Annotated in this window: 27 protein-coding genes; 1 reads left to right on the forward strand and 26 read right to left on the reverse strand. The window is 34.0% G+C overall.

What is annotated here, in order from left to right; all coding sequences use genetic code 11:
• Positions 1–35: 35 nt before the first annotated feature.
• From tolB to P8J93_01785, 9 genes are read right to left on the reverse strand one after another with little or no spacing between them, the layout of a single operon-like run.
• Positions 36–1,337 (reverse strand): Tol-Pal system beta propeller repeat protein TolB, encoded by a 1,302-nt coding sequence (gene tolB / locus P8J93_01745; GenBank protein MDG2060521.1) that lies wholly within the window; start codon positions 1,335–1,337, stop codon positions 36–38.
• Positions 1,327–1,968 (reverse strand): cell envelope integrity protein TolA, encoded by a 642-nt coding sequence (locus tag P8J93_01750; GenBank protein MDG2060522.1) that lies wholly within the window; start codon positions 1,966–1,968, stop codon positions 1,327–1,329. The genes tolB and P8J93_01750 overlap by 11 nt, the downstream gene beginning before the upstream one ends.
• Position 1,969: 1 nt before the next feature.
• Positions 1,970–2,365 carry a protein TolR gene (gene tolR / locus P8J93_01755; GenBank protein ID MDG2060523.1) on the reverse strand — a complete coding sequence of 132 codons (396 nt, stop codon included), beginning with the start codon at positions 2,363–2,365 and terminating at the stop codon, positions 1,970–1,972.
• A gap of 36 nt (positions 2,366–2,401) precedes the next feature.
• Positions 2,402–3,076 (reverse strand): protein TolQ, encoded by a 675-nt coding sequence (gene tolQ, locus P8J93_01760; protein MDG2060524.1) that lies wholly within the window; start codon positions 3,074–3,076, stop codon positions 2,402–2,404.
• Positions 3,073–3,477, reverse strand: coding sequence for a YbgC/FadM family acyl-CoA thioesterase (locus tag P8J93_01765; protein ID MDG2060525.1), 405 nt, complete (start codon positions 3,475–3,477; stop codon positions 3,073–3,075). Before P8J93_01765 ends, tolQ begins: the two co-directional genes overlap by 4 nt.
• Positions 3,474–3,887 (reverse strand): hypothetical protein, encoded by a 414-nt coding sequence (locus P8J93_01770; protein ID MDG2060526.1) that lies wholly within the window; start codon positions 3,885–3,887, stop codon positions 3,474–3,476. Before P8J93_01770 ends, P8J93_01765 begins: the two co-directional genes overlap by 4 nt.
• A 5-nt stretch (positions 3,888–3,892) precedes the next feature.
• Entirely contained in the window at positions 3,893–4,636 is a 744-nt protein-coding gene (locus P8J93_01775; GenBank protein ID MDG2060527.1) for a YebC/PmpR family DNA-binding transcriptional regulator, read from the reverse strand.
• Between the two features lie 4 nt (positions 4,637–4,640).
• Entirely contained in the window at positions 4,641–6,413 is a 1,773-nt protein-coding gene (gene aspS / locus P8J93_01780; protein MDG2060528.1) for an aspartate--tRNA ligase, read from the reverse strand.
• A gap of 33 nt (positions 6,414–6,446) precedes the next feature.
• Entirely contained in the window at positions 6,447–6,740 is a 294-nt protein-coding gene (locus tag P8J93_01785; protein MDG2060529.1) for a zinc ribbon domain-containing protein, read from the reverse strand.
• 105 nt (positions 6,741–6,845) lie between these two features.
• Here P8J93_01785 and proS point away from each other — a divergent pair, with 105 nt between their 5' ends.
• On the forward strand, positions 6,846–8,120 hold the full coding sequence (gene proS, locus P8J93_01790; GenBank protein MDG2060530.1) for a proline--tRNA ligase: 1,275 nt from the start codon (positions 6,846–6,848) through the stop codon (positions 8,118–8,120).
• Here proS and P8J93_01795 read toward each other — a convergent pair.
• The 17 genes from P8J93_01795 to aroC form a co-directional block, all read right to left on the reverse strand.
• Positions 8,117–9,295 carry an acetyl-CoA C-acetyltransferase gene (locus P8J93_01795; protein ID MDG2060531.1) on the reverse strand — a complete coding sequence of 393 codons (1,179 nt, stop codon included), beginning with the start codon at positions 9,293–9,295 and terminating at the stop codon, positions 8,117–8,119. The two genes, proS and P8J93_01795, sit on opposite strands and share 4 nt — an antisense overlap.
• An 89-nt stretch (positions 9,296–9,384) precedes the next feature.
• Positions 9,385–10,422: a recombinase RecA gene (recA, locus tag P8J93_01800; protein ID MDG2060532.1), complete on the reverse strand. Its 1,038-nt coding sequence runs from the start codon at positions 10,420–10,422 to the stop codon at positions 9,385–9,387.
• Between the two features lie 59 nt (positions 10,423–10,481).
• Positions 10,482–10,973 carry a CinA family protein gene (locus P8J93_01805; GenBank protein ID MDG2060533.1) on the reverse strand — a complete coding sequence of 164 codons (492 nt, stop codon included), beginning with the start codon at positions 10,971–10,973 and terminating at the stop codon, positions 10,482–10,484.
• A gap of 43 nt (positions 10,974–11,016) precedes the next feature.
• Positions 11,017–12,504 carry an amidophosphoribosyltransferase gene (purF, locus tag P8J93_01810; GenBank protein ID MDG2060534.1) on the reverse strand — a complete coding sequence of 496 codons (1,488 nt, stop codon included), beginning with the start codon at positions 12,502–12,504 and terminating at the stop codon, positions 11,017–11,019.
• A 32-nt stretch (positions 12,505–12,536) separates the two neighbouring features.
• The gene (locus P8J93_01815; protein ID MDG2060535.1) at positions 12,537–13,043 is read right to left on the reverse strand and encodes a CvpA family protein; all 507 of its coding nucleotides are present in this window, start codon (positions 13,041–13,043) and stop codon (positions 12,537–12,539) included.
• Positions 13,040–14,302 (reverse strand): Mur ligase family protein, encoded by a 1,263-nt coding sequence (locus P8J93_01820; GenBank protein ID MDG2060536.1) that lies wholly within the window; start codon positions 14,300–14,302, stop codon positions 13,040–13,042. The genes P8J93_01815 and P8J93_01820 overlap by 4 nt, the downstream gene beginning before the upstream one ends.
• A gap of 7 nt (positions 14,303–14,309) precedes the next feature.
• Positions 14,310–15,164, reverse strand: coding sequence for an acetyl-CoA carboxylase, carboxyltransferase subunit beta (accD, locus tag P8J93_01825; protein ID MDG2060537.1), 855 nt, complete (start codon positions 15,162–15,164; stop codon positions 14,310–14,312).
• A gap of 5 nt (positions 15,165–15,169) precedes the next feature.
• The gene (gene trpA, locus P8J93_01830) at positions 15,170–15,970 is read right to left on the reverse strand and encodes a tryptophan synthase subunit alpha (GenBank protein MDG2060538.1); all 801 of its coding nucleotides are present in this window, start codon (positions 15,968–15,970) and stop codon (positions 15,170–15,172) included.
• Positions 15,970–17,172 (reverse strand): tryptophan synthase subunit beta, encoded by a 1,203-nt coding sequence (trpB, locus tag P8J93_01835; GenBank protein ID MDG2060539.1) that lies wholly within the window; start codon positions 17,170–17,172, stop codon positions 15,970–15,972. The genes trpA and trpB overlap by 1 nt, the downstream gene beginning before the upstream one ends.
• Positions 17,165–17,788 (reverse strand): phosphoribosylanthranilate isomerase, encoded by a 624-nt coding sequence (locus P8J93_01840; GenBank protein MDG2060540.1) that lies wholly within the window; start codon positions 17,786–17,788, stop codon positions 17,165–17,167. The genes trpB and P8J93_01840 overlap by 8 nt, the downstream gene beginning before the upstream one ends.
• Before the next feature lie 52 nt (positions 17,789–17,840).
• Positions 17,841–18,635 carry a tRNA pseudouridine(38-40) synthase TruA gene (truA, locus tag P8J93_01845; GenBank protein MDG2060541.1) on the reverse strand — a complete coding sequence of 265 codons (795 nt, stop codon included), beginning with the start codon at positions 18,633–18,635 and terminating at the stop codon, positions 17,841–17,843.
• Entirely contained in the window at positions 18,625–18,975 is a 351-nt protein-coding gene (locus tag P8J93_01850) for a hypothetical protein (GenBank protein MDG2060542.1), read from the reverse strand. The genes truA and P8J93_01850 overlap by 11 nt, the downstream gene beginning before the upstream one ends.
• A 7-nt stretch (positions 18,976–18,982) precedes the next feature.
• Entirely contained in the window at positions 18,983–19,999 is a 1,017-nt protein-coding gene (locus P8J93_01855; GenBank protein ID MDG2060543.1) for an aspartate-semialdehyde dehydrogenase, read from the reverse strand.
• Entirely contained in the window at positions 19,996–21,072 is a 1,077-nt protein-coding gene (leuB, locus tag P8J93_01860; GenBank protein MDG2060544.1) for a 3-isopropylmalate dehydrogenase, read from the reverse strand. Before leuB ends, P8J93_01855 begins: the two co-directional genes overlap by 4 nt.
• Positions 21,069–21,707, reverse strand: a complete 639-nt coding sequence (gene leuD, locus P8J93_01865) for a 3-isopropylmalate dehydratase small subunit (protein ID MDG2060545.1) — start codon at positions 21,705–21,707, stop codon at positions 21,069–21,071. The genes leuB and leuD overlap by 4 nt, the downstream gene beginning before the upstream one ends.
• A gap of 1 nt (position 21,708) precedes the next feature.
• Positions 21,709–23,127, reverse strand: a complete 1,419-nt coding sequence (gene leuC, locus P8J93_01870; GenBank protein ID MDG2060546.1) for a 3-isopropylmalate dehydratase large subunit — start codon at positions 23,125–23,127, stop codon at positions 21,709–21,711.
• A 12-nt stretch (positions 23,128–23,139) separates the two neighbouring features.
• A complete protein-coding gene (aroC, locus tag P8J93_01875; protein ID MDG2060547.1) occupies positions 23,140–24,231 on the reverse strand; it encodes a chorismate synthase in 1,092 nt (363 codons plus the stop codon).
• Positions 24,232–24,268: the final 37 nt, after the last annotated feature.

The following is a 24,268-nucleotide window of genomic DNA, read 5'->3' on the forward strand; positions in this document are numbered from 1 at the left end:
AAAGTTATATTAGTCTATGACATCATTATAACCGTTTAGTTCAAAAAAGGTGACCAAGCAGGCTCTCTAACTTCGCCTTTTGTTGAAGGAAGAAAAAAACTAGTTTCTCCATCAACAGATATGCCAGCGAGGAGACTCACACCATCATATTTTGTTGCATACATTATCAAGTTTCCATTTGGAGATATGGTTGGCGATTCATCCAAAGGAGTATCTGTCAAGATATCCATAATGCCGCTCTTTAGATGCAGGCGAGCTATATGGAATACTCCATTATTTCTATGAACGTAAACTATGCTTTTTCCATCTGGTAAATATCGTGCCCTAGCATTGTAGTTGCCTTTGAAGGTAAGTCTTTTTATTTTATTATTAGATAAATTGATTTCATAGATTTGTGGTGAACCACTTCTATTTGAAGTAAAAACTATCCTTTTAGAATTAGATGACCAGTCTGGCTCAGTATCTATCCCATAGTGCTCTGTTAGCCTAGTCCAAACTTTTTTCTTTAGATGATATTTATAGATATCTGAGTTTCCATTTTTAGATAAGACTGCTGCTAAAAACTTACCATTTGAAGACCAATCAGGTGAGCTATTTAAGCCTTCTTGAGGCTTAATTAGCTGCCTTTTGCCAGATAAAATTGATTGAACATAAATATTAGACCTACCTAATTCAAAAGAGACATAAGCAACAGACTGGCCATCTGGAGACCAAGTTGGGGAAATAATTGGAGCATTGGAAGAAACTAGAACCTTGTCTCTGCCGCCATCAAAATCACTTATTCTCAAAAGATACTCTTCATTTAAATAATCAGAACCATCTACATAAAGAATCTTAGTCGAAAAAATTCCAGGTATACCTGTTATTTCTTTATAGATACTATCACTTATGCCGTGAGCAAGACTCTTAAAATCATTTGTAGATCCTTTTATATAAGCCTTGTGTAATCTTTTCTCTCTAGCAATATCATAAATAAAATAAGTAACTTCAATATTATTTTTTAATTTACTAGCAGATATAGATTCTGCTTTTCCAAAAATTAGATAATCAATATTAAGTAGCCTCCAATCCCTATAATATAATTCATTCTCAGAGCTGGGAAAGCTTAACATCTGACTTGGAGGTAAGATCTTATACTCTCCAATAAATTCTAAATCATTTGCAATTAATTCATGTAAATATGAATCAATAGATATATCCATACTCAATGATATAGGTACTATGGCAATATTAATTGGATCATTGGATCCTTTTGTAATCTCTATCCTTAATTCAGCATTTATAAATGAAGCAATAAAAACCAAAAGTATAAGAAAGAAAAACTTTTTAACCGTCATTTTCTTTAGGAATAAATACAAGTAAGAAATTCCTGAAATTATTATCAAACATTGTTCTAGGCATAGAATTGATTCCCCTAATAAAATCTATACTTTCAACTGCAGTTAGAGTTGAACGGTCAAATACTTCATCTCCACTTTTTTTAGTTAGATTCATAGATACAATTTCTCCAGTTGGAAGCATACTGATGGATAATTCTACAGACATTCCTATCTTTGCAGATTCTGGTTGATTCCAACTATCAATAATTTGTTTCTTTATGATATTAGAATACTCAGAGATTTTACCTAAATACCCTTCTAAATTAATCTTTTCTTTAAGAGGGTCAGCCAATTCTCTTATTCTGAGATTCTCTAAAGCTAAAGAAGGATTTAAAGTCTCTAGTAACTCTTTTTCAATATTATTATTTTTGATGGATTTAGAATTAGAATCTTGATCTTTTATAAAACTTGAAACTATAGGCCTATCTATTTTCTCATCTTCAAACAAAGTATAAACTTTAATGATAGCATCAGAAGATTTTATAGGGATAAAAGATAGCTGAAAATAAGATACCCAAACAGAAAAAAAAATTAAGATAAAATGTAAACTTAAAGATATTAAAAATCCAGCATAGAAATTTTGTTTCATTTTAAGTTTTAGGAGGTTTTGTTATTAAACCCACTTCTTTCGCACCAGAAGCCTGTAATTTAGACATTACAGCCATTATTTTTTCATACTTTACTTCACCATCCCCCCTGACTACAACTTGTAGTTCAGGGTTGGCAGATAAAATCTTATGTATGTTCTTACCCAACTCTTCTTCTGATAACGATTTATTAGATGTAGCAGAAGTTTCTAGAAAATAACTTCCATCTGATTTTACAGATACAATTAATGGATCAGAAATTGTTCTTGGTAATGCTTCAGATGATGTTTCAGGAAGATTTACTAATACGCCCTGTACCATTAACGGAGCTGAAATCATGAAAACCACAAGCAAAACAAGCATGACATCAATATAAGGGACTACATTAATCTCTGACATTAATTTTTTCTTAGACCTTCGCCGTATCATTTTTTATTAGTTCCTATGAATTTCTCTGTAAAGCACAGAACAAAGTTCATCTGTAAAACCAAGATAGGATGTCACAAGATTATCTACCCTTACAGAAAACCTGTTATAGGCGATCTGTGCAGGAATAGCAGCAAATAGACCTATTGCTGTAGCTACTAGGGCTTCCGAAATACCGGGTGCTACTGATGCTAGTGTAGCTTGAGAAGCCTCAGCAAGACCTATAAATGAATTCATGATTCCCCAGACAGTCCCAAATAATCCTATATACGGGCTGACTGAAGCTACAGTAGCCAAAAATGGAAGGTTTTTTTCAAGTAAAACTTCTTCATGTCTCAAGGATGTCTGCATGGAACGTTCGACCCCCTCCATTAACATCTCAGAAGGTATATTTTCAGAAATTAATTTTTTATACTCCTCTAATCCAGATCTAAAAAGATATTCAGCACCTATTGGACTTTCATCCTTATCTCCGCCCATCTCATATACGATATCTAAATCAATGTCAGACCAAAATAAATATTCAAAATTCTTAAATTCTTCCTCGGACTTAGATAATACAGACCACCTTTCAAAAATGACCATCCAAGAAAGGATAGAAAATAGGAACAATAATACAATTACCCCTTGAACCATTAAACTGGCATCTAAGAAAAGGTTAATAATATTTAAAGATTGATTCATAACAATGTTTTCATTCCTTCAAATAACTTATTGGGAAGGCGCATAGGCAAGAAAGATTCAAAAGATAAACACCCACAACCAATAGTTGCCTCCACAAGCAGTGTACTATCTAAGAACACTTTTTGAGAAAAATCAAAGCTTACTTTCCCTAATTTAATTAACTTAGTTTCTATAATTATCTCATTATCAAGAATAGCCGGCTTTCTGAATTTAATATCTAGTTTTCTTACAACAAAAATACCCCCTTCCTCTATAAGAGATTGTTGACCATAGCCAATCTCTCTTAAATATTCAGTTCTAGCCCTCTCAAAAAATCTTAGATAATTGGCGTAATAAACAACTCCTTGCGCATCAGTATCTTCAAAATATATCCTTAAAGAGAATTTATGATTCTGAGTCATTCATTCTGGAAGTCAATATCTTCTTGATATAGCTCCTTTAGTAAAAATATAAAGTCTTCCCAAAGGAGGTCTGCTATAAAGGGGGAGTTAATATGAAGCATTGGATTAATTGCACCAATGGGCACTCTTACTTTTATGGGTCGTCTATCAAATTTATAAACTAATGCAGGGATTCCATTATTTTGATTAGTTGCATCTTGAACTTGCTTCCACCATGCTTCTAGAGGCTCTGCTCCAGATCCATATCTTTTACATTCTATATTCCATCTTCCTAACCTTAAATCAGGCAAATGTTTTTCTCTTGTTTGTTCAAGAATTCGCCTAATATTATTTTTGAGCCCTAAATCATTTGTCAAAAGATTTGCTATCTCTCTTTCAAATGAAGCTCCTTTATTCCTTGAATTTGTCATTGAATTTAAATTTGTTTCATTAATTCAGAAGAAAACTCAGCATTAGAGTGGACATTTTGAGTGTCATCTAGATCTTCTAAGATTTCCAATAATCTATATACAGATAAAGAGGTATCATGATCTAAACTAATAGTAGTTTCTGGTAATAATGTAATTTCAGATTCCTCTAATTGTATATTAGAGGAATTCAAAGATTTAGCGACCTCTTGAAGCTTATCTGGATGAGTGATAATGGTTATTGAATCATCTTCATGTATTTCTATATCCTCAGCTCCAGAATCTATAGCTAAATCCATAACCTTCTCTTGATCATTGGGCGCACTTACTTGAATCTGCCCTTGTTTCTTAAATAAATAAGAGACTGAACCATTAGTGCCTAAATTTCCTCCTGCCTTACTAAAAGCATGCCTTACCTCAGCTACAGTTCTATTTATATTGTCTGTCATAGTTTCAACTAAAATAGCAACTCCTCCAGCTCCGTAACCTTCGTATAAGACTTCTTCTAAATTTTCACCTTCCCCGCCTCCAGCACCTCTTTGAATAGCTCTATCTATAGTATCTTTAGGCATATTAGCTGAAAGTGCTTTATCTAGTGCTGTTCGTAATCTTGGATTATCTTCTGGACTAGGACCCCCTAATCTTGCTGCTACAGTTAGCTCTCTTATTAGTCTTGAGAAAACCTTTCCTCTCTTAGCATCTTGCCGACCTTTTCTGTGTTTTATATTAGCCCATTTAGAATGTCCTGCCATAACTCTATTTCTCTTCCTCTTTTATGCGAATACCTAGCTCCTGAAGTTGTTCAATAGAAGCTATGCCTGGGGCCTCTGTTAATAGACAAGACGCTGTCTGAGTCTTTGGAAATGCTATTACATCTCTAATTGATTCAGAATCTGTCATTAACATAAGCATTCTATCTAGTCCAAAAGCTATGCCTCCATGAGGAGGACACCCATATTTCAAGGCAGATAACAAAAACCCAAATTTTTCTTCTGCTTCTTCCTTTTGGATACCTAATAGATCAAAAACTAAAGACTGAATTTCTTGATCATGTATACGAATAGATCCTCCTCCTACTTCGACTCCATTAATAACCATATCGTAAGCGTCTGCTATAACTGTCAAGGGGTTTTTAGTCAGCTCTTCCTTAGAGGATAGAGGTTTAGTGAAAGGATGATGCAATGGTGTTAATTGACTATTTTTATTTAATTCAAACATTGGCCAATCAGTAACCCAGCATGGAGCCCAATTACTTTCTAGAAGACCTAAATCCTTTGCTAAGAGATCCCTCAAAGAAGATAAAGAATCATTTGTAATTTTTGCATCTCCCGCTCCAAAAAATAAAATATCTCCAGATTGAAGATTCAAGGAACTAATAAGAGAATTGATAGTTTTATCGTCTAAAAATTTTAAAATTGGCGATTGAAGACCGTCTCTATTTTTTGTAATGTCCTGTACCTTAATATATGCAAGTCCTTTCGCACCTAAAGAAATAACATGCTTAGTATAGTCATCAATTTTTTTTCTAGTTATAGCTTCGCCTCCATGAACTTTTAGGGCAGCAATCCTAGAATTTAAATCATTTGCAGGATCACTAAAAACTTTAAAATCTGAATCCACAAATAACTCTTTAACTTCTACAAATTCTAAGGGATTTCTTAAATCAGGCTTGTCAGTTCCAAATTTTTCCATTGCTTCTTTATATGTAATCCTCCTAAAAATACCTAAATCAATGTCTAAAATATTTTTAAAAGTATTTAAGATCATCTCTTCAGTTAGGTCCATAACTTCTTTAGAGCTAACAAAAGAAGCTTCTATATCTATTTGAGTAAACTCTGGTTGTCTTTCAGCTCTTAAGTCTTCATCCCTAAAACATCTTGCAAATTGATAATATCTTTCAAAACCAGATGCCATCAAAGTCTGCTTAAATAATTGAGGTGATTGAGGTAAAGCAAAAAAAGAACCTGGAAAAGTTCTGCTTGGTACAAGATAATCTCTAGCTCCTTCGGGTGTAGCCTTAGTCAAGATAGGGGTTTCAATTTCTATGAAGTCGTATTTCTCTAAGTAAGCTCTTATAGCGGAAGAAGTTCTTGATCTTAACCTGATATTATTTTGCATTTCTTCTCTTCGAAGATCTAAAAATCTATATCTTAACCTTGTTTCTTCTCCAGTTTTTAGATGCTCATCCAATTGAAATGGAACAGGACCAGAAGTATTAAGAACTTCAAGGGAAGATGCTAAAAGCTCAAATTCTCCAGTCATAATTTCTTGGTTAATAGTCCCTTCAGGCCTTAATCTTAAAATCCCTGAACACTTAATTACGTATTCATTTCTACAGCTTTCTGCCAAAGAAAAAACACTATCGTCCTCTGGGTTATAAACTACCTGAAGTAATCCTGACTCATCCCTGATATCTAAGAAAATGACTCCTCCATGATCTCTTCTTCTATGCACCCATCCTGCAATCTCTACTACCTTTCCTAGATCTTTTTTTACTACTAAACCACATTTGTGGGTTCTAAATGTCATATCCTATTTTTTCTCCTTCATGTAATGCATTTTTTAATTCTTATCCTCTTTTGATTTATCTTTCTTTGCGCTCTTTTCAGTGGTGCTTTTTGTTGTAGAGGATTTTTTTTCGTTATCATCTTTAGAGAGATTTTTCTTTTTTCCTGTCTTAAAATCAGTTTCATACCATCCGCTTCCTTTAAGCCGGAAAGAGGGGGCCGAAACTAATTTTTTAATATATCCTCTTTTAGAGCATGAAGGACATTCCTGTGGCAAAGGAGCACTGATAGACATAATTTTCTCAAATGTACTATCGCATTCTTGACATTCATACTCGTAGATTGGCATAGTTTCTTATATCAATTATCATAAATCTAAGAATTATAACAACATCCGAGAAGAACCTTCTAAATTAAAGTTAGCATGATATTATAAACTTTAATTAAAAAAAATATGAAAGCTAATAATCTACTAATAGGAACTCAGCGAGAAACTCCTTCAGACGCAGAATCTATTAGTCATAAACTGATGATAAAAGCTGGCTTGATAAGACAAACAGCATCTGGTCTATACACTTGGCTTCCTATAGGTCATAAGATACTTAAAAAAGTTTCTACGATAGTTCAACAAAATATGGAGAAAGCATTGGCCCAAGAAATTCTTATGCCCATGGTGCAACCCAGTGAGTTATGGAAAGAAAGTGGGAGATGGCAACAATATGGGAAAGAACTTCTTAAATTTAAAGATAGAAATGAAAGAGAATTTTGCTTAGGGCCAACTCATGAAGAGATAATTACTGAATTATGCCGAAATGAGATTAGAAGCCACAAACAACTTCCAATTACTTTTTACCAAATACAAACTAAATTTAGAGATGAAATACGACCACGTTTTGGTGTAATGAGAGCAAGAGAGTTTCTAATGAAAGATGCTTATTCTTTTGATTTGAATGAAGAAGGGTTAGATGTTAGTTATCAAACTATGAGAAAAGCTTATATAGAAATTTTTAATTCTTTAGGGCTGGACTATAGAATAGTAACTGCAGACAGCGGGAATATAGGAGGCTCAAACTCCGAAGAATTTCATGTTTTAGCTGATACCGGTGAAGACCTCCTAGCTTTTAGTAACAAATCAGATTATGCAATTAATGCTGAATTATTAGTAAAATTAATGGATGATCAAAATCCTGATTCATTAGAAGGAAAACCAAGTCCAGACGGAAAGGGAATATTAAGTTTAAAAAAAGGAATAGAAGTTGGACATATATTTAAATTAGGAAAAAAATACTCTGAAAGCATGAAGCTAAAAATTCAATACGAAGATAAAGAGACTTATCCAGAAATGGGCTGTTATGGGATAGGCGTTTCAAGAATCATAGCTGCAGCTATAGAGCAAAATCATGATGAAAAGGGAATAATTTGGCCACAAAAAATGTGTCCTTTTGAAGCGGTAATTGTAGAGGTAAATCCAAAACAAAAACAGAATGTAACAGATGGCTGTTCTAAAATTTATGAGGAACTTAAATCAGAAGGAATAGACGTACTTTGGGATAATAGAGATCAAAGACCAGGAGTTAAATTTTCTGACATGGAATTAATTGGAATTCCTAAAATGATTATCATAGGTGAAAAATCCTGTAATGAAAATAAAGTAGAAATAAAAGACAGAACTGAGGGGCAACCAATATTTATTGCTCCTCAAGAGGCTGCAAAACTAATAAAAAGTTAATTTAACTTCTCAATAATCATAGCATTAGCTGTTCCTCCTCCCTCACATATCGCTTGAAGGCCATATTTAGCATCTCTTCTCTCTAACTCATGCAAGAGAGTTGTCATTAATTTTGCACCTGTTCCGCCTAAAGGATGGCCTAATGCCATAGCTCCTCCATTGACATTTAATTTTTCTAAATCTGCACCTACTTCTTTTGCCCAAGCTAGTGGTACCGGAGCAAATGCTTCATTTACTTCATATATATCCATATCTTCTATTCCGAGATTTGCTTTTTCTAATACTGTTTTAGTTGCAGGTATAGGACCTGTTAACATAATAACTGGATCATCTCCTGCTAATGCTAAAGCAATTATTTTAGCTCTAGGCTTTATATTCAATTTCTTTAAACCTTCATCATTTACTATCATGACAGCGGCTGCTCCATCACAAATCTGACTAGAAGTTCCTGCTGTTAGGTTGCCTCCTTCTGATAAATTCTTTAACCCTGCTAGACTTTCTAAACTAGTATCAGGCCGTATTCCTTCATCTGCAGTTACCATAACTGATTCGCCATCAGGTGTTTGTCCTTCTATTGGCATAATTTCTTTATCAAAATAACCTTGATTTGTAGCATTTGTAGCTTTTTGATGACTTGCGAATGCAAAGGCATCTAATTCCTCTCTAGAAAGATTAAATTTTTCTACCATCATTTCAGCTCCTGCAAATTGACTGAACTGAATACCAGGATATTTCTCTTGCATACCTTCGCCTTGGCCTGGTGCCCCATGACCTGCTTTATAACTATCTATAATATTTGACCCTATAGGCACTTGGCTCATTACTTCTACGCCGCCAGCGATAACTATATCTTGTGTTTCTGATAAAACAGCTTGTGCTGCAAAATGAATTGCCTGCTGCGAAGATCCACACTGCCTATCTACAGTTGTTCCTGGAACGCTTATAGGTAATGATGATGAAAGGATAGCATTTCTAGCTACATTACCTGCTTGGGCTCCATTTTGACTCACACATCCAAAAATAACATCATCTATCAAACTAGAATCAATTCCCGTTCTTGCTACTAACTCATCTAAAACACTAGCACCTAAATCTGTTGGATGGATTTTACTTAATTTACCATCCCTTCTTCCTCCGGGGGTTCTTACTGCGCCAACTATATATGCGTTTGCCATTTTTTCTCCATAAATTGAAGATGCATTTTAATAAATAAAGTAAAAAAAGGCTATTCTATAAACTAGTTATTTATTATTAGATACTAGCTTCATTCACTAATGACAGTTTCAGTAATTTGTTTTTCTAATTTTTCTACAATTTTAGGATTTTGCTCTAAAAATTCTACAGCATTAGACTTACCTTGACCTATACGTTCTTCATTATAACTGTACCAAGATCCAGATTTCTCAATAATATTTAAATTGGCACTAATGTCTATTAATTCTCCCATTCTATTAATGCCTTTATTATAGAGAATTTGAAACTCTGCCTGCTTAAATGGTGGTGAGACTTTATTCTTTACCACTTTGACACGCGTTTCATTTCCTACAGCTTCATCTCCTTCTTTGATAGTTCCTATCCTTCTAATATCTAGTCGAACAGAAGCATAAAATTTTAATGCATTTCCACCTGCTGTAGTTTCAGGACTTCCAAACATAACTCCAATTTTATGCCTTATTTGGTTTATAAAAATTACCAAAGTTTTAGATTTCTGAATATTACCTGTTATCTTTCTCAGAGCCTGAGACATCAATCTAGCCTGTAAACCTACATGATGATCTCCCATCTCCCCCTCTATCTCTGCCCGAGGTACTAATGCTGCAACTGAATCAATAACTAAAATATCTATTCCGCCAGACTTAACTAAAACGTCTGCAATTTCTAATGCCTGTTCCCCAGTATCAGGTTGCGAAACAAGTAGATCATCTACATTTACACCTAATTTATTTGCGTAAACTGGATCTAAAGCATGCTCCGCATCTATAAATGCAGCCGTACCTCCCAATTTTTGGCACTGAGCAATAGTTTCGAGAGTTAAAGTTGTCTTTCCCGAAGACTCTGGTCCATATATCTCCACTACTCTTCCTTTTGGCAAGCCTCCTATACCTAAAGCTTTGTCTAAACCTAGTGAACCCGTAGATATTGAAGGTATAGAGACATGAACTTTATCACCCATTCTCATAACTGCCCCTTCCCCAAATTGTCTATCTATTTGACCCAATGCCTCTTGTAATTGTTTTAATCTATCTCCTGATGCTGGAGATTTATCAGCTGAACTTTTACTATTACTTTTCTTAGCAACCATTATATTTCCTCATTTAATTCATTACTTAGTTAATACTGTATATATATACAGTATATAAATCAAAGACTTTTTACAAGTTTTATGGATTCTTCTAAAACTAATTTAACTGTTTGTAGCCTAACCTCTTCTCTATTGCCTGAGAAAATTTTAGTAATAAGCTTCGGATCAGATCCTTTTTTTTTCCACGCCATACATACAGTTCCAACTGGCGTTTCTTTTGAACCGCCAGTAGGTCCGGCTACTCCGCTAATAGAAACTCCAATATCAGCCCCACTTAAATGAAGAGCTCCTTCTACCATTTCACTCACTACTTCTAAACTTACTGCTCCATATGTTTTTAATGTATCCATCTTTACTCCTAAAATTTTATTCTTAGATGAATTAGAATAAGTAACAAAACTGCAACCAAACCATTTTGAGCTTCCAGAAATAGAAGTTATTTCTTTACTCACCCAACCTCCAGTGCAGGATTCAGATGTAGTAATGAAAAGATCTTTTGAAATCATCAAAGATCCTAAAGTTTCTGTAATCTCAGTAAAATCAATAGCCACAATTTATTTTTTTTATCTACAAATAATAAAGATGGTGAAAAAATTAGAAAGAAGACCGCTGATGATTATTTTTGGTTTTATCATTCCTTTCGTTCTCAAGATTGATTAAATATTCTTTATCTACATCTGAACTCAAATATTTTCCATCGAATATGGATGTTTCAAATTGTTTAATTTCAGGGTTCCCCTGTCTTGCTGAGTCTATTAACTCCTCTAAATCCTGATATATTAGCCAATCTGCACCTATTAAATTACAAATTTCTTCTTCAGTTCTGCCATTAGCTACTAGTTCAGAAGTTGAAGCCATATCTATACCATAAACATTTTGATAAATAATTGGGGGAGATGCAGAAGCAAAGTAGACCTTTTTTGCACCAGAAGCTCTTGCCATCTCTATAATTTGTCTACTAGTTGTTCCTCGAACAATTGAATCATCAACTAAAAGAACTACCTTATTTTCAAATTCTAAATCAATAGCATTTAATTTTTGTCTTACTGACCTCTCTCTCTTTTCCTGTGAAGGCATAATGAAAGTTCTTCCAATATATCTGTTCTTTACAAAACCTTCCCTATATTTTATATCTAAAGCTGCTGCTAATTGAATAGCTGAAGTTGTGCTACTTTCAGGTATAGGAATAACGACATCAATATCATGAGATGGATTTACCCTTTTAATTTTTCTAGCTAATCCTTGACCCATTCTTGATCTAGATTTATGTACTGATATTTTATCTATCACCGCATCAGGACGAGCTAAATAGACATACTCAAAAATACATGGAGTTGCAGTAGAGTTTTCAGCACAAATTTTTCTAAAAACCTTACCTTCAAGATTTATAAAAACTGCCTCTCCAGCTGCTACATCATCAATAACTTTAAAACCTAAAGAATCAATTACTGAGCTTTCAGAGGCAATAAGATAGTCTGAACCTAACAAATCATTATCTTTACTTCCAAAAATTAAAGGGCGGATACCAAAAGGATCTCTAAACCCGACTATGCCAATACCATTAATCATAATTACAGCCGAGTAGGCTCCTCTTGCCCTCGAATAAGTAGCTTTTATAGCTGCAAAGATATCTTCTGGTCCTGGTTCTACCTGGCCCTGTCTTCTCAATTCATGAGCAAATACATTTAACAAAACTTCGCTATCGGAATCTGTATTTAAATACCTTAAGTCTTTTTTTAAAAGCGATTTTGTCAACTCTTCTCTATTGGTTAAATTTCCATTATGGGAAATAGAAATACCATATGGGGAGTTCACATACATTGGTTGAGCTAATTCTCTATCTTGACTACCGGCAGTTGGATATCGGACATGACCTATCCCTAAATGCCCCTTGAGTCTTTGCATATGTTGTTCCTGAAAAACATCCCTGACAAGACCCACTTGTTTTCTAATGTGAAATTTATTTTCATCACATGTAGCTATTCCTGCTGCATCTTGGCCCCTATGCTGCAATACAGTTAACGCATAATAAAGATCTTGGGCTACATCAGCCTTGCCTACTATTCCTGCTACACCACACATATTTTTTATATTTTATACCTAAGCAACTAATCTCACATTCTATTTTTTTGAAAAGACGGATTTATTTCTTCTGAGGGATTTATAAAAGCTTCAGATAAAGCTTTAATTTTGAGGGTATACACTTTTGTAAAAGAATTATCCCACCAAATTTTTTCCTCTAAATAGTCTAAACTAAATATAAAAATTCCTACCAAAATAACGATAGATTTAGCTGTCGCCAAAATTCCTCCTAGAACCCTATCAAGCATTTTTAAACCCAATAGACTTATAATTCCATTAAAAAATTTACCTAGTAAAGTAAAAACTATAAAAAGAATTATAAAAACTAGTAAAAAAGAAATATATTCAAGAAACTGACTTTGTATCCCAAAATCAGATAAATATGGAGATATGTATCCTCCATAATTCCAAGCAATTAGGATAGATCCTATCCATGCAATCAAAGAAAATACTTCTTTTATAAATCCATTGAGAAGCCCTAATAATAGGAAAAATAAGATAATTGACAAAGAAGCTATATCTATAAAAGGAATATTCATATTTCTATATTATTAATAACTTGATGAGCTTCTGAAACTGTATGGAATGAACCAAATATTACAATTATATCCTCATTTGGGTGATTATTAAGAGCCAATTTAACTGCCTTATCTACACCTTCTATAGACATTACATCTTGTTTTTTGATTTTTATAATTAATTCTTTTAAATATTCTTTATTCTCAGCTCTGTAAATATTTGGTGAAGTTGTATACCAACTAGAAATTAGAGGAATCATTGGTTCTATTATTCCCAAAGCATCTTTATCAGACATCAAACCTATAACTGCATGAAGCTTTCGTTTTCCATAATATTCTTTTTTAATAAAATCTGCTAAGAATTTAGATGCCGCAGGGTTATGACTAACATCTACAAGTACTCTGTTCTTAATTAGTTGCCTCCTATAAGGAATAATAATCTTATTCAATATTTCTGCATCTTTATTTATTAATTTATGATCTAAAAGATGACATGCAGTTAAAGCCATACAAAAACTCTCAATAGATAGGCTGGGGTTGATGATCTCAGAAACATTGACCGCTCGATCTGATCGATAGAATTCATAAACACCTTTACTCATTGAACTTTCATTGAAAAAAGTAAAATCCTGCCCCATCTGATAAATAATTGCTCCTTTAGAGTTTAGGACCTTTTTAACATCTAGATCTATATCTCTTTGCCCTATGATAGCTATCTTATCTTTTCTAAATATTGCAACTTTTTCAATGGCAATCTCTTTTTTTGACTTGCCTAAAAGGTTGGTATGATCTAAGTCAATATTAGTAAGGATAGAAATATCAGCATCTATTATATTGATCGGATCTAATCGACCACCCAAGCCAACTTCAAGGATTACATAATCTAATTCCAATGTTGAAAAATAATGCAGGGCAGCTAGAGTAATAAAATCAAAATAACTTAAAGATTTATCTAAAGTTACTTCATGAACTAGTTCAAAACTTTTAACTATTAAGGCATCGCTAATAGAATTTGTATTTACCTTTATTCTTTCATTGAAATGAAATAAATGCGGTGATGTATAAAGACCTACTTTTTTATCACGACTAATCAATAAATCTGATAAGCATTCAGCGGTTGTTCCTTTGCCGTTCGTACCTGCAATAGAAATAACTTTAGAGGCTATATTTCTTTTACAAATCTTTTTATAAACATCTTTAATAGTTTTTAAGTTCCTTGGACCACTAAACTTATTTTTATTTTCTAAGAAGGTTAGCCAATCATTCAAAGAAATGGACATCTTTGCTTTAGGTCTTAAGCAAAGTACGAAGCAACCTATGTATTGTTTGCTTTAAATCTTTTCTGTGGACTATCATATCTATGGCTCCATGTTCTAAAAGAAATTCACTTTTTTGGAAACCTTCAGGTAGTTTTACTCTAACAGTCTGCTCTATAACTCTTGGCCCTGTGAAACCTACGAGAGCATTTGGTTCAGCTATATTTATATCGCCTAGCATCGCCAAACTTGCTGATACTCCTCCATAAATTGGATCTATCATGACTGAAATATAGGGTAAATTTGCTTCTTTCATTTTTTCAATCGCGGCACTTGTTTTTGCCATCTGAAAAAGAGAAACAAGTGATTCTTGCATTCTGGCACCTCCGCTAGTAGCAAAACTAATAAAAGGCAACTTCCTCTCTATGGCTTGATGCACTCCATCAACAAATTTTTGACCTACTACAGCCCCCATAGATCCTCCCATAAACCGAAACTCAAAACTTGCACAAATAACTGGTAATTTTTGAAGTGATCCTTGCATGACTATTAATGCCTCATTCTCCTCGCTGATATTTTGCGCCGAGGAAATCCTATCTTTATAGCGTTTAGTATCTTTAAATTTTAACCAATCAAATGGCTTTTTATCTTTAGATATCTCTTCCTGGCCACTTGGATCTAAAAATATATTAAGCCTAGTCCTGGCACCAATCCTAGTATGATAGTCACACTCTGGACAAACAAAAAGATTACTTTCAAGTTCTGGCATGTATAAAATCGTGTTACATGCAGGGCAAGTTTTCCATAGACCTTCAGGTATACTTTTTCTTTTAGTGGAATCCTTTCTAACAAAAGAAGGGATGATCTTATCTAGCCAGCTTGTCATTTTTCTTATTCACGAAGACCTGAAGATAATTCTGTTATCTTAATTGCTAAAGAATTCTTGAGATCCTTTCGATTATTTGAGTCCTCCATAATATCTACCAAAACACTACCAACTACCACTCCTGCAGAAATATTTGCTGCGACTTTAACTGTCTTTTTGTCCTTTATACCAAAACCAACCACTATTGGAAGTTTTGTTATCTCATAAAGATCTTTTAACTTTTCTTCTACGTCATCTATTTTGAATTTACTGGATCCTGTAACTCCATTCAAAGAAACATAATAAATATATCCTGAAGCACTCTTTAAAATATTTTTAGCTCTTTCTATTCCTGTAGTTGGGGCAATCAGTCTAATAATATCTACATCATATTTTATTGCTAACTGAGAAAAAGTTGCACTCTCCTCAGGAGGCATGTCCACTACTAACACTCCGTCTACTCCTGATTTCAAGGCTGCCTTAAAGAAGTTATTTAATCCAAATGCTGAAAATGGATTAAAATAACCCATTAACACAACGGGTGTTTTAGCATCTTTCAACCTAAAATCTCCTACAATCTCTAAGATATCATCTAGGGTGGTCTTCATTTTAAGTGCTCTTTCGTGCCCTTTTTGAATAGAAGGTCCTTCAGCCATGGGATCAGAAAAAGGAACACCTAATTCAATAATATCAGCACCATTTTCTACCATCAGATGCATAGAAGATAAAGTTATGTTTACATTGGGATCTCCAGCAACTATATAGGTTATGAGGGCTTTCCTTTTAAAAGAAGAAAGTTCTTCAAAGGTCTCATCTATTCTGGTCATTAAACTTCTATACCTTCCAATTTTGCAACTGTATTTATATCCTTATCTCCTCTTCCAGAAATATTTATAATTAAAATCTTATTCTTTAAATTTGGTGCTATCTTTTTAACATGAGCTACAGCATGAGCTGTTTCTAAAGCAGGCATTATGCCTTCGAGAGCTGTTAATTCATGAAATGCGTCTAGGGTTTCTTCATCATCAGCTACTACATATTGAGCTCTACCAATATCTTTTAACCAAGCGTGTTCGGGACCCACCCCAGGATAATCAAGACCGGCTGAGATAGAGTGCGTATCTGATATTTGGCCATAATTATCTTGCATTAAATAAGTTTTCATTCCGTGTAAGACGCCCTCTTTTCCACTATTTAATGGAGCTGCATGCTTACCAGTATCTATACCAAGCCCGCCAGCCTCAACACCAATGAGCTCGACTTCCTCTTTGTCTAAGAAAGGATAGAACATCCCCATAGCATTTGAACCGCCTCCTACGCATGCAATTAATGCGTCAGGCAATCTTCCAAACTCTTTTATACTTTGTTCTAAAAGCTCTAAACCTACGATAGAATTAAAATCTCTTACAATCTCAGGATAAGGGTGAGGTCCTGCTACGCTACCAATAATATAATAAGTATCTTCAACATTAGTTACCCAGTCTCTCATTGCTTCATTCATTGCATCCTTCAAAGTTTTAGTCCCAGAATTTACTGAAACTACCTCTGCACCAAGGAGTTTCATTCTAAAGACATTTAAAGACTGTCTTTGAATATCTTCTTCACCCATATATATAATGCACTCTAAGCCATGCTGAGCAGCTACAGTAGCCGTAGCTACTCCATGCTGCCCAGCACCTGTCTCAGCTATAATTCTTTTCTTACCCATGTGCTTAGCTAAATGTATCTGGCCAATGGTGTTATTTATTTTATGTGCACCTGTATGGTTTAAATCCTCCCTCTTAAGATATATCTGAGCTCCTCCTAATTTTTCTGTCCACCTTTTAGCAAAATATAGAGGAGAAGGTCTACCTACAAAATGTTTTAGGTCATAAGCTATCTTTTGAATGAAATCAGGATCATTCTTAATATCTGAATACTCTTTAGATAGCTCTTCTAGGGCCGGAACTAGAGTTTCTGCAACATATCGGCCTCCATAAGGTCCAAATCTTCCATATTTATCAGGTATTTTTTTAATATCTTTAGTCATCTTTATTTCTTACCTTCTTTATAAACTTACTTACTTTTCTATGATCTTTTTTTTCAGGAGAAGATTCTACTCCTGAACTGACATCTACTCCCCAATATTTTTCTGAAGAGAGAGCTTGATCTATATTCTCAATATTAAGTCCACCCGCTAAAATTAATGGCTTATGCACGTAGTCATTAACCAAGTCCCAATCAAAAACTTTTCCTGTACCTCCATGGAGACTTTTATCTTTAGAATCCAGTAACAGCGCTTTACAAGAATGATATTGATTGCTTTTTTCAGACAAATCTATTGAAACATCCATGCTAACAGCTTTTATATACTCCGTCCCAAAAGACTCACAATATTCTGGGCTTTCTTTTCCATGGAACTGTGGTATAGCTCCTGGTATCAAAGACAGGGTATTTTTTACAATTTCTTGCTCTTCATTTACAAATACTGGAACTAATTTTATATGGCTAGGAACAACCTTTGAGATCTTAATCAAGTCTTCATCATTTACAAATCTAGGACTTTTTTTATACCTTATAATACCTAAGGCATTTACCCCCATTGACACTATAAATTTAGCATCTTCAACATTCGTGATGCCACATATTTTTAAAAATATTTTCATGTAATTTAATCCAATATTAGCTGAGTTGAAGTAAATTTAATTATATCAAACGTTAATCAACACTAAAGGTGTCTGGTAAAATAAAAGGTATTTGATATTTTAGATCGTATAAAGGTCCTATGAAATATAGGCCATCTGGGCTAGCTGTCTTTCCTGCTGACTCTCTATCTTTAGAATTTAAAATATCACCCATTTCTTTATAATTTAAAGATCCTGATCCAATTTCTAATAAAGTTCCTACAATTATTCTTACCATATTCTGAAGAAAAGCATTTGCTTTTATTGTTACGGATATAAAATTACCATTTTTCCTCACGTCTATAGAATAAATTTCTCTAAAAGGACTATTTGATTGACAACCTGAAGAACGAAAGGAGGAAAAATCTTTTTCACCTATTAATAGATTAGCTGCTTTTTGCATTGAAACACAATCTAGTTCCGCTTGGTACAACAAAGACCTATTAGCCCATAAAGCTGAGGGTATTTTAGTATTTCTTATCAAATAAGAATAAGTCCTAGATATTGCTGAAAATCTCGAATGAAAACTATCTTTTACAGTCTGCACCCACACTATCTTTATATCATTAGGCAAAAGAGAATTAGCTCCTTTAATCCAAGCCCCATCTTCTCTAAAAGAAGATATCTCAAAATCTATAACTTGCGCAAACGCATGAACACCTTTGTCAGTCCTGCCAGCACAGTTCGTTTTAATTTCCTCATCGGCTACTTTAGACAAAACTTTTTCTATTACAGCCTGAATAGTCAGTGTAGCTGAAGTTTGCTTCTGCCAACCATGATAATTAGTGCCTAGATACTCAATGCCTAATGCAATTTTTTTAGATTGCATTAGCTTTAGTTAAAAGGTTTTTTAAAGTCTCTTTTTGAACTGACGAAATATTTTTATTCTTTATTTTTTCTAATATATCTATAGCTTCTGAAGTCTTTTTCATTTCTATTAAACTTCTTGCTATATTTATTTCTGCCTCTACAGGATCACCCAGGTCTTTTAAATTATTTGGAATATTTATACTTTTATCTTGTTTTTTTTGTTCAAACCTAAAAATCAATATTAAAGAACAAAATATTAGAAGCCCTGAAATTAGTCCTAAAACCCCTTGAGCATCATAAAAGAAAATATTATCACTTATTACTTTTACAAAATCTTGAAAAATATCTTTTGTATCCAAATGTCTTTTAGTTATTAAATAATTTTGCTATTTGAAGACTATTTAATGCTGCACCTTTCAGAAGATTATCTCCGACTACCCAAAGATTTAATCTCTTATCGCTAGTTAAATCCATTCTTATTCTACCCACAAGGACTTCGTTAACTCCATCGCCGTCTGTTAATGGAGTTGGGTAATCTTCTTTTTCCTTGCCAAAAAATACTTTTAAACCCGGACTAACACTGAGAAGATCAAAAACATCTTTTTCTTTGAGAGTGCGCTCTGTTTCTAGATGGATAGACTCTGAATGTCCATTAAAAACTGGAACCCTGACACAAGTTGGAGACACTTCTATTTGACTTGAAAGAATCTTATGGGTTTCCCAGACCATCTTCATTTCTTCTCTTGTATACCTATTTTCTTGAAAATTATCACACTGAGGCAAGACATTATTTGCTATCTGTGCAGGATACGTCTTAACCAATAAATTACTCTTATTACTAATCGCTTCTTGTTGACTCTGCAACTCTTCAATAGCTTCTTGCCCTGTTCCGGATACGGCTTGCATAGTAGTTACATTTATTCTTTTTATTTTGTATTCATCATGAATAGGTTTTAAAGCAACTAACATTTGTATCGTTGAACAATTTGGATTTGCAATAACTCCCGGAGGGTGAAAGCTCTCTAGAGCATTGGCATTCACTTCAGGAATAATTAAAGGTATTTCATCTTGATATCTAAATTCAGAAGAATTATCCACTACTAGACATCCTAAATTAATGGCTTTAGGCACAAAATTTCTTGCGGTTTCAGCACCAGCCGAAAAAAAAGCTAGGTCAACTTTTGAAAAATCAAATAACTCTAAATTTTCTACAGTCTGAAAAGATGACCTAAATTTTATTCTTTTTCCTGCAGAACGTTTACTAGCCACTAAGTGAATCTTGGAATCTAAAAAAAATTCTTCTTCTAATAACTTTAGGAAAGTAGAACCCACCATGCCTGTTGCACCTATGATGGCTATATTTGGAAAAATAAGATTTTTCATTTCTTTATATGTTTTAAAACTTCTTGAGTCATCTCCTTTGTAGATAGAACAATTGAACTTACATCCGAAATATCTGCAGTTCGATAGCCAGATTCCAACACATTCTCTATAGCTTTGTCTATAGCTATTGCAGCTTCTAATTGGTTAAAAGAATACTTTAGCATCATAGCTGCAGACGCTATTGTAGCTAGTGGATTTGCTTTACACAAACCAGTTATATCAGGTGCCGAACCATGAACTGGTTCAAACAAGCCTTTATTTGTTTGGTTCAATGAGGCTGAGGGAAGCATGCCAATTGAGCCAGTAAGCATTGCAGAAATATCTGATAAAATATCTCCAAAAATATTTCCCGTAACTATTACATCAAATTGTTTAGGTTCTCTCACTAACTGCATAGCTGCATTATCTACTAACATATGAGTGAGTTCTACTTCCGGATATTCTTTTGATAAATCATTCATAACCTCTCTCCAAAAAGCACTGACTTCCAAAACATTTGCCTTATCTACAGAACAAAGTTTGCACCCTCTTTTCTTTGCAGCATCAAAGCCAACTCTTCCTATTCTTAAGATTTCTTCTTTGCTATATATCATGGTATTAAAAGCTTTATTTTGATCTTTTGATCTGCCTCTTGGCTCACCAAAATATAAGCCTCCAGTTAATTCTCTTATGATTAAAATATCTAAATCGGAGACTATTTCTGGTCTCATAGAAGAAGCGCTCACAAGGCTCTTGGATAGCAAGGCCGGTCTAAAATTTGCAAAAAGACCCAACTCTGATCTTATTTTTAATAATCCTCTTTCTGGTCTCTGATCGGAAGGCAAATTATCCCATTTAGGACCTCCTACAGCACCTAAAAGAACTGCATCTGAATTTAAAGCTTTTTTTAGAGTTTCTGTTGGCAAGGGATTTTGCGCTTCTTCAATTGCACAACCCCCTATTAATGCTGTGTCAAACTTATACCTTAAATTAAATTCTTTTTCTATTTTTAATAAAACCTGTTTTGCTGAATCAACTACTTCAGGTCCTATCCCATCACCTGGCAGGAGTAATATCTTTTTTTCTACGTTCATGATTTAAATATCCAGGGAAAATCTAATTTTCTTGTATTTTCAAAATCTTCTATCTCTTTTCTATATTTTAAACTAAGGCCTATCTCATCAAGGCCTTCTAAAATTTGAAGCTTTCTGTATTTATCTATTTCAAAAGAAATTAGGTCCTCATCGCCTGAATGTATTTTTTGATTTAAAAGATCAATTTGTAATTCATATCCTAACTCTGACCACTCAAATAATTTATTAACCTTCTCTTCTTCTAATTGAATTGGAAGAAGCCCATTCTTAAAACAATTATTATAAAAAATGTCAGCAAAACTAATGGCAATAATACATTTAAAGCCATAATCACACAAAGCCCAAACTGCATGCTCCCTACTTGAACCACAACCAAAATTTTCTTTTGATAAAAGAATAGAAGAATTTAAATATTTTCTCTTATTCAATGGAAAAGTATTATTAATTTCTCTTGAAGAAGAAGATTTATCTAAATGACCCTCATCATTAAACCTCCATGCATCGAACAAAAATGGTCCAAATCCAGTTTTTTTAATAGATTTTAAGAATTGCTTAGGGATAATTTGATCTGTATCCACATTAGAGATATCCAGAGGAACTGCTTGACCGCAATGAAAGAAAGATTCATTTTTCATCTTAGCCTCCTATCAGTTCTCTCACATCAACGAATGATCCGTGAATAGCTGAAGCTGCTGCCATTGCTGGACTAACAAGATGTGTTCTTCCCCCGTGACCTTGTCTTCCCTCAAAATTTCTATTAGAAGTTGAGGCACAATGTTCTCCTATACCAAGTTTGTCAGAATTCATTGCAAGGCACATAGAACATCCTGGGTCTCTCCATTCGAATCCTGCAGATTTAAATACTTCATCTAAACCTTCCTTCTTAGCTTCATCAGCTACCAATCCAGATCCGGGAACTACAATTGCTCTTTTTAGAGCTTTATTAACCTTCCTTCCTTTGACTATAGCTGCCGCTTCTCTTAAATCTTCTATTCTTGAATTAGTGCATGATCCTATAAACACTTGATCTAGTTTTATATCTTGAGGAGTCATGCCAGGAGATAACTGCATATAATTTAGAGCTCTAGAAATTGCTTCTTTTTGTGAGTTTGAAATAGCAGTATCTGGATGAGGTATTTCTTCATCTACATTTACAACCATTTCAGGAGATGTACCCCAAGTTACTTGTGGCTTTATATCTAAACCATTTAACTCCACATAAGAATCATAATTAGCTCCATCATCTGTGTGTAGATCTTTCCAAGACTCTAAAGCAATAGATAATTCTTTCTCTTTAGGGCTGAAAGGTCTATCTAAAATATAATCTAGAGTAGTTTCATCAAAAGCAACCATGCCTGCTCTTGAACCTGCTTCTATCGACATATTACAAACAGTCATTCGTCCTTCCATAGACATATTAGAAATTGCTTCTCCACAATATTCTATTGCATGGCCAGTAGCTCCTGCCGTGCCCACTTTTCGAATAACGGCTAGAATTAAATCTTTTGCATAAACACCTAGTTTCAAATTATTACTTATCTTGACTTGCATATTCTTTTGTTTAGATGCGATCAAACATTGAGTAGCTAAAACATGCTCTACTTCTGAAGTACCTATGCCCATAGCGAGAGTTGCAAATGCTCCATGGGTAGATGTATGAGAATCTCCACAAACCATAGTAATTCCTGGCAATGTTATTCCTTGTTCAGGACCAATTACATGCACTATGCCTTGCCTTTTATCATTTATATCATATTGAGTGATACCGTATTTTTTACAATTTTTATCTAAGGTTTCAACTTGTAATTTAGATATTTTATCTTTTATTCCTTCTAGGCCTAGCTCTCTATCAATAGTTGGCACGTTATGATCAGGTGTTGCAATATTAGATGAAATTCTCCATGGCTTTCTACTAGCTATTTCTAACCCGTCAAATGCTTGAGGTGAAGTTACCTCATGAATTAACTGTCTATCTATATATAATAAAAAGGTGCCATCATGCCTTTTGGTTACTACATGACTATCCCAAAGTTTGTCGTAAAGAGTTCTTTGCATTTTAATTAATTATTATTTAGATGGGATTACAGGAGTTTCAGAAACTACATCTGCATTCTGCGCTCTATTTCTAAGATAATGATCCATTAATATTATAGACATCATTGCTTCCGCAATAGGAGTTGCTCTCACTCCAACACAAGGATCATGCCTTCCTTTGGCTTCAACCTTTGTTGCATTTCCTTTCGTATCGATTGTATTTCCTTCCTTGGCGATACTAGATGTTGGCTTTAATGCAATACTTACTAGAAGATCCTGACCTGTTGAAATTCCACCAGCAATGCCTCCAGATGAATTTGATGTAAAACCTTCAGGTGTTATTTCATCTCTATGTTCAGAGCCTTTTTCATTAATTACTTGAAAGCCATTTCCTATTTCAACACCTTTAACTGCATTTATACTCATTAAACCTTGGGCTAGGTCCGCATCTAATTTATCAAAGACAGGTTCACCTAGACCAGGAGGCATACCTGTTGCTGTAAGAGAAATTTTTGCTCCAATCGAGTCTCCTTCTTGTCTTAAAGTATCAATTAATATTTCTATCTCTTTGACAAGGGATTTATCTGGACAAAAGAAAGGGTTCTTATTGATTTCATCTAAATTGATGGAGTTAATCTTAAGATCTCCGATTTCAGACAAATAGCCATTAATAAAAATACCTTTTCCATTTAAAAATTTCTTTGCAATAGCCCCTGCTGCAACTCTCATAGCAGTTTCTCTTGCTGATGAGCGTCCACCTCCTCTATGATCTCTAAATCCATATTTCTGAGTATAAGTGTAATCAGCATGAGAAGGTCTAAAGACATCTTTGATATTATTATAATCTTGAGATTTTTGATCTTGATTATAGATAATTAGACTGATTGGCGTCCCTGTTGTCTTGCCATCAAATACTCCAGATAATATTTTTACTAAATCATTTTCCTTTCTTTGAGTTGTGAAACTAGAAGATCCAGGTTTTCTTTTATCCAACGCTGGTTGTATGTCACCTTCAGAAAGGATAATCCCAGGAGGGCATCCATCAACTATACAACCGATAGCTTCACCATGGCTTTCGCCATAAGTGGTAACAGTAAATAGTTTACCTATTGTATTTCCAGACATTTCAATTAATAAATAGTTTTCTTTTGATTATACTTTT

This window comes from SAR86 cluster bacterium, from assembly GCA_029268615.1.
Lineage (GTDB): Bacteria > Pseudomonadota > Gammaproteobacteria > Magnimaribacterales > Magnimaribacteraceae > JAQWNM01.

Coding starts and splice junctions, on each gene's coding strand:
- tolB (MDG2060521.1), bottom strand. CDS start 1,337: ATGACGGTTAAAAAGTTTTTCTTTCTTATACTTTTGGTTTTTATTGCT.
- P8J93_01750 (MDG2060522.1), bottom strand. CDS start 1,968: ATGAAACAAAATTTCTATGCTGGATTTTTAATATCTTTAAGTTTACAT.
- tolR (MDG2060523.1), bottom strand. CDS start 2,365: ATGTCAGAGATTAATGTAGTCCCTTATATTGATGTCATGCTTGTTTTG.
- tolQ (MDG2060524.1), bottom strand. CDS start 3,076: ATGAATCAATCTTTAAATATTATTAACCTTTTCTTAGATGCCAGTTTA.
- P8J93_01765 (MDG2060525.1), bottom strand. CDS start 3,477: ATGACTCAGAATCATAAATTCTCTTTAAGGATATATTTTGAAGATACT.
- P8J93_01770 (MDG2060526.1), bottom strand. CDS start 3,887: ATGACAAATTCAAGGAATAAAGGAGCTTCATTTGAAAGAGAGATAGCA.
- P8J93_01775 (MDG2060527.1), bottom strand. CDS start 4,636: ATGGCAGGACATTCTAAATGGGCTAATATAAAACACAGAAAAGGTCGG.
- aspS (MDG2060528.1), bottom strand. CDS start 6,413: ATGACATTTAGAACCCACAAATGTGGTTTAGTAGTAAAAAAAGATCTA.
- P8J93_01785 (MDG2060529.1), bottom strand. CDS start 6,740: ATGCCAATCTACGAGTATGAATGTCAAGAATGCGATAGTACATTTGAG.
- proS (MDG2060530.1), top strand. CDS start 6,846: ATGAAAGCTAATAATCTACTAATAGGAACTCAGCGAGAAACTCCTTCA.
- P8J93_01795 (MDG2060531.1), bottom strand. CDS start 9,295: ATGGCAAACGCATATATAGTTGGCGCAGTAAGAACCCCCGGAGGAAGA.
- recA (MDG2060532.1), bottom strand. CDS start 10,422: ATGGTTGCTAAGAAAAGTAATAGTAAAAGTTCAGCTGATAAATCTCCA.
- purF (MDG2060534.1), bottom strand. CDS start 12,504: ATGTGTGGTGTAGCAGGAATAGTAGGCAAGGCTGATGTAGCCCAAGAT.
- P8J93_01815 (MDG2060535.1), bottom strand. CDS start 13,043: ATGAATATTCCTTTTATAGATATAGCTTCTTTGTCAATTATCTTATTT.
- P8J93_01820 (MDG2060536.1), bottom strand. CDS start 14,302: ATGTCCATTTCTTTGAATGATTGGCTAACCTTCTTAGAAAATAAAAAT.
- accD (MDG2060537.1), bottom strand. CDS start 15,164: ATGACAAGCTGGCTAGATAAGATCATCCCTTCTTTTGTTAGAAAGGAT.
- trpA (MDG2060538.1), bottom strand. CDS start 15,970: ATGACCAGAATAGATGAGACCTTTGAAGAACTTTCTTCTTTTAAAAGG.
- trpB (MDG2060539.1), bottom strand. CDS start 17,172: ATGACTAAAGATATTAAAAAAATACCTGATAAATATGGAAGATTTGGA.
- P8J93_01840 (MDG2060540.1), bottom strand. CDS start 17,788: ATGAAAATATTTTTAAAAATATGTGGCATCACGAATGTTGAAGATGCT.
- truA (MDG2060541.1), bottom strand. CDS start 18,635: ATGCAATCTAAAAAAATTGCATTAGGCATTGAGTATCTAGGCACTAAT.
- P8J93_01855 (MDG2060543.1), bottom strand. CDS start 19,999: ATGAAAAATCTTATTTTTCCAAATATAGCCATCATAGGTGCAACAGGC.
- leuB (MDG2060544.1), bottom strand. CDS start 21,072: ATGAACGTAGAAAAAAAGATATTACTCCTGCCAGGTGATGGGATAGGA.
- leuD (MDG2060545.1), bottom strand. CDS start 21,707: ATGAAAAATGAATCTTTCTTTCATTGCGGTCAAGCAGTTCCTCTGGAT.
- leuC (MDG2060546.1), bottom strand. CDS start 23,127: ATGCAAAGAACTCTTTACGACAAACTTTGGGATAGTCATGTAGTAACC.
- aroC (MDG2060547.1), bottom strand. CDS start 24,231: ATGTCTGGAAATACAATAGGTAAACTATTTACTGTTACCACTTATGGC.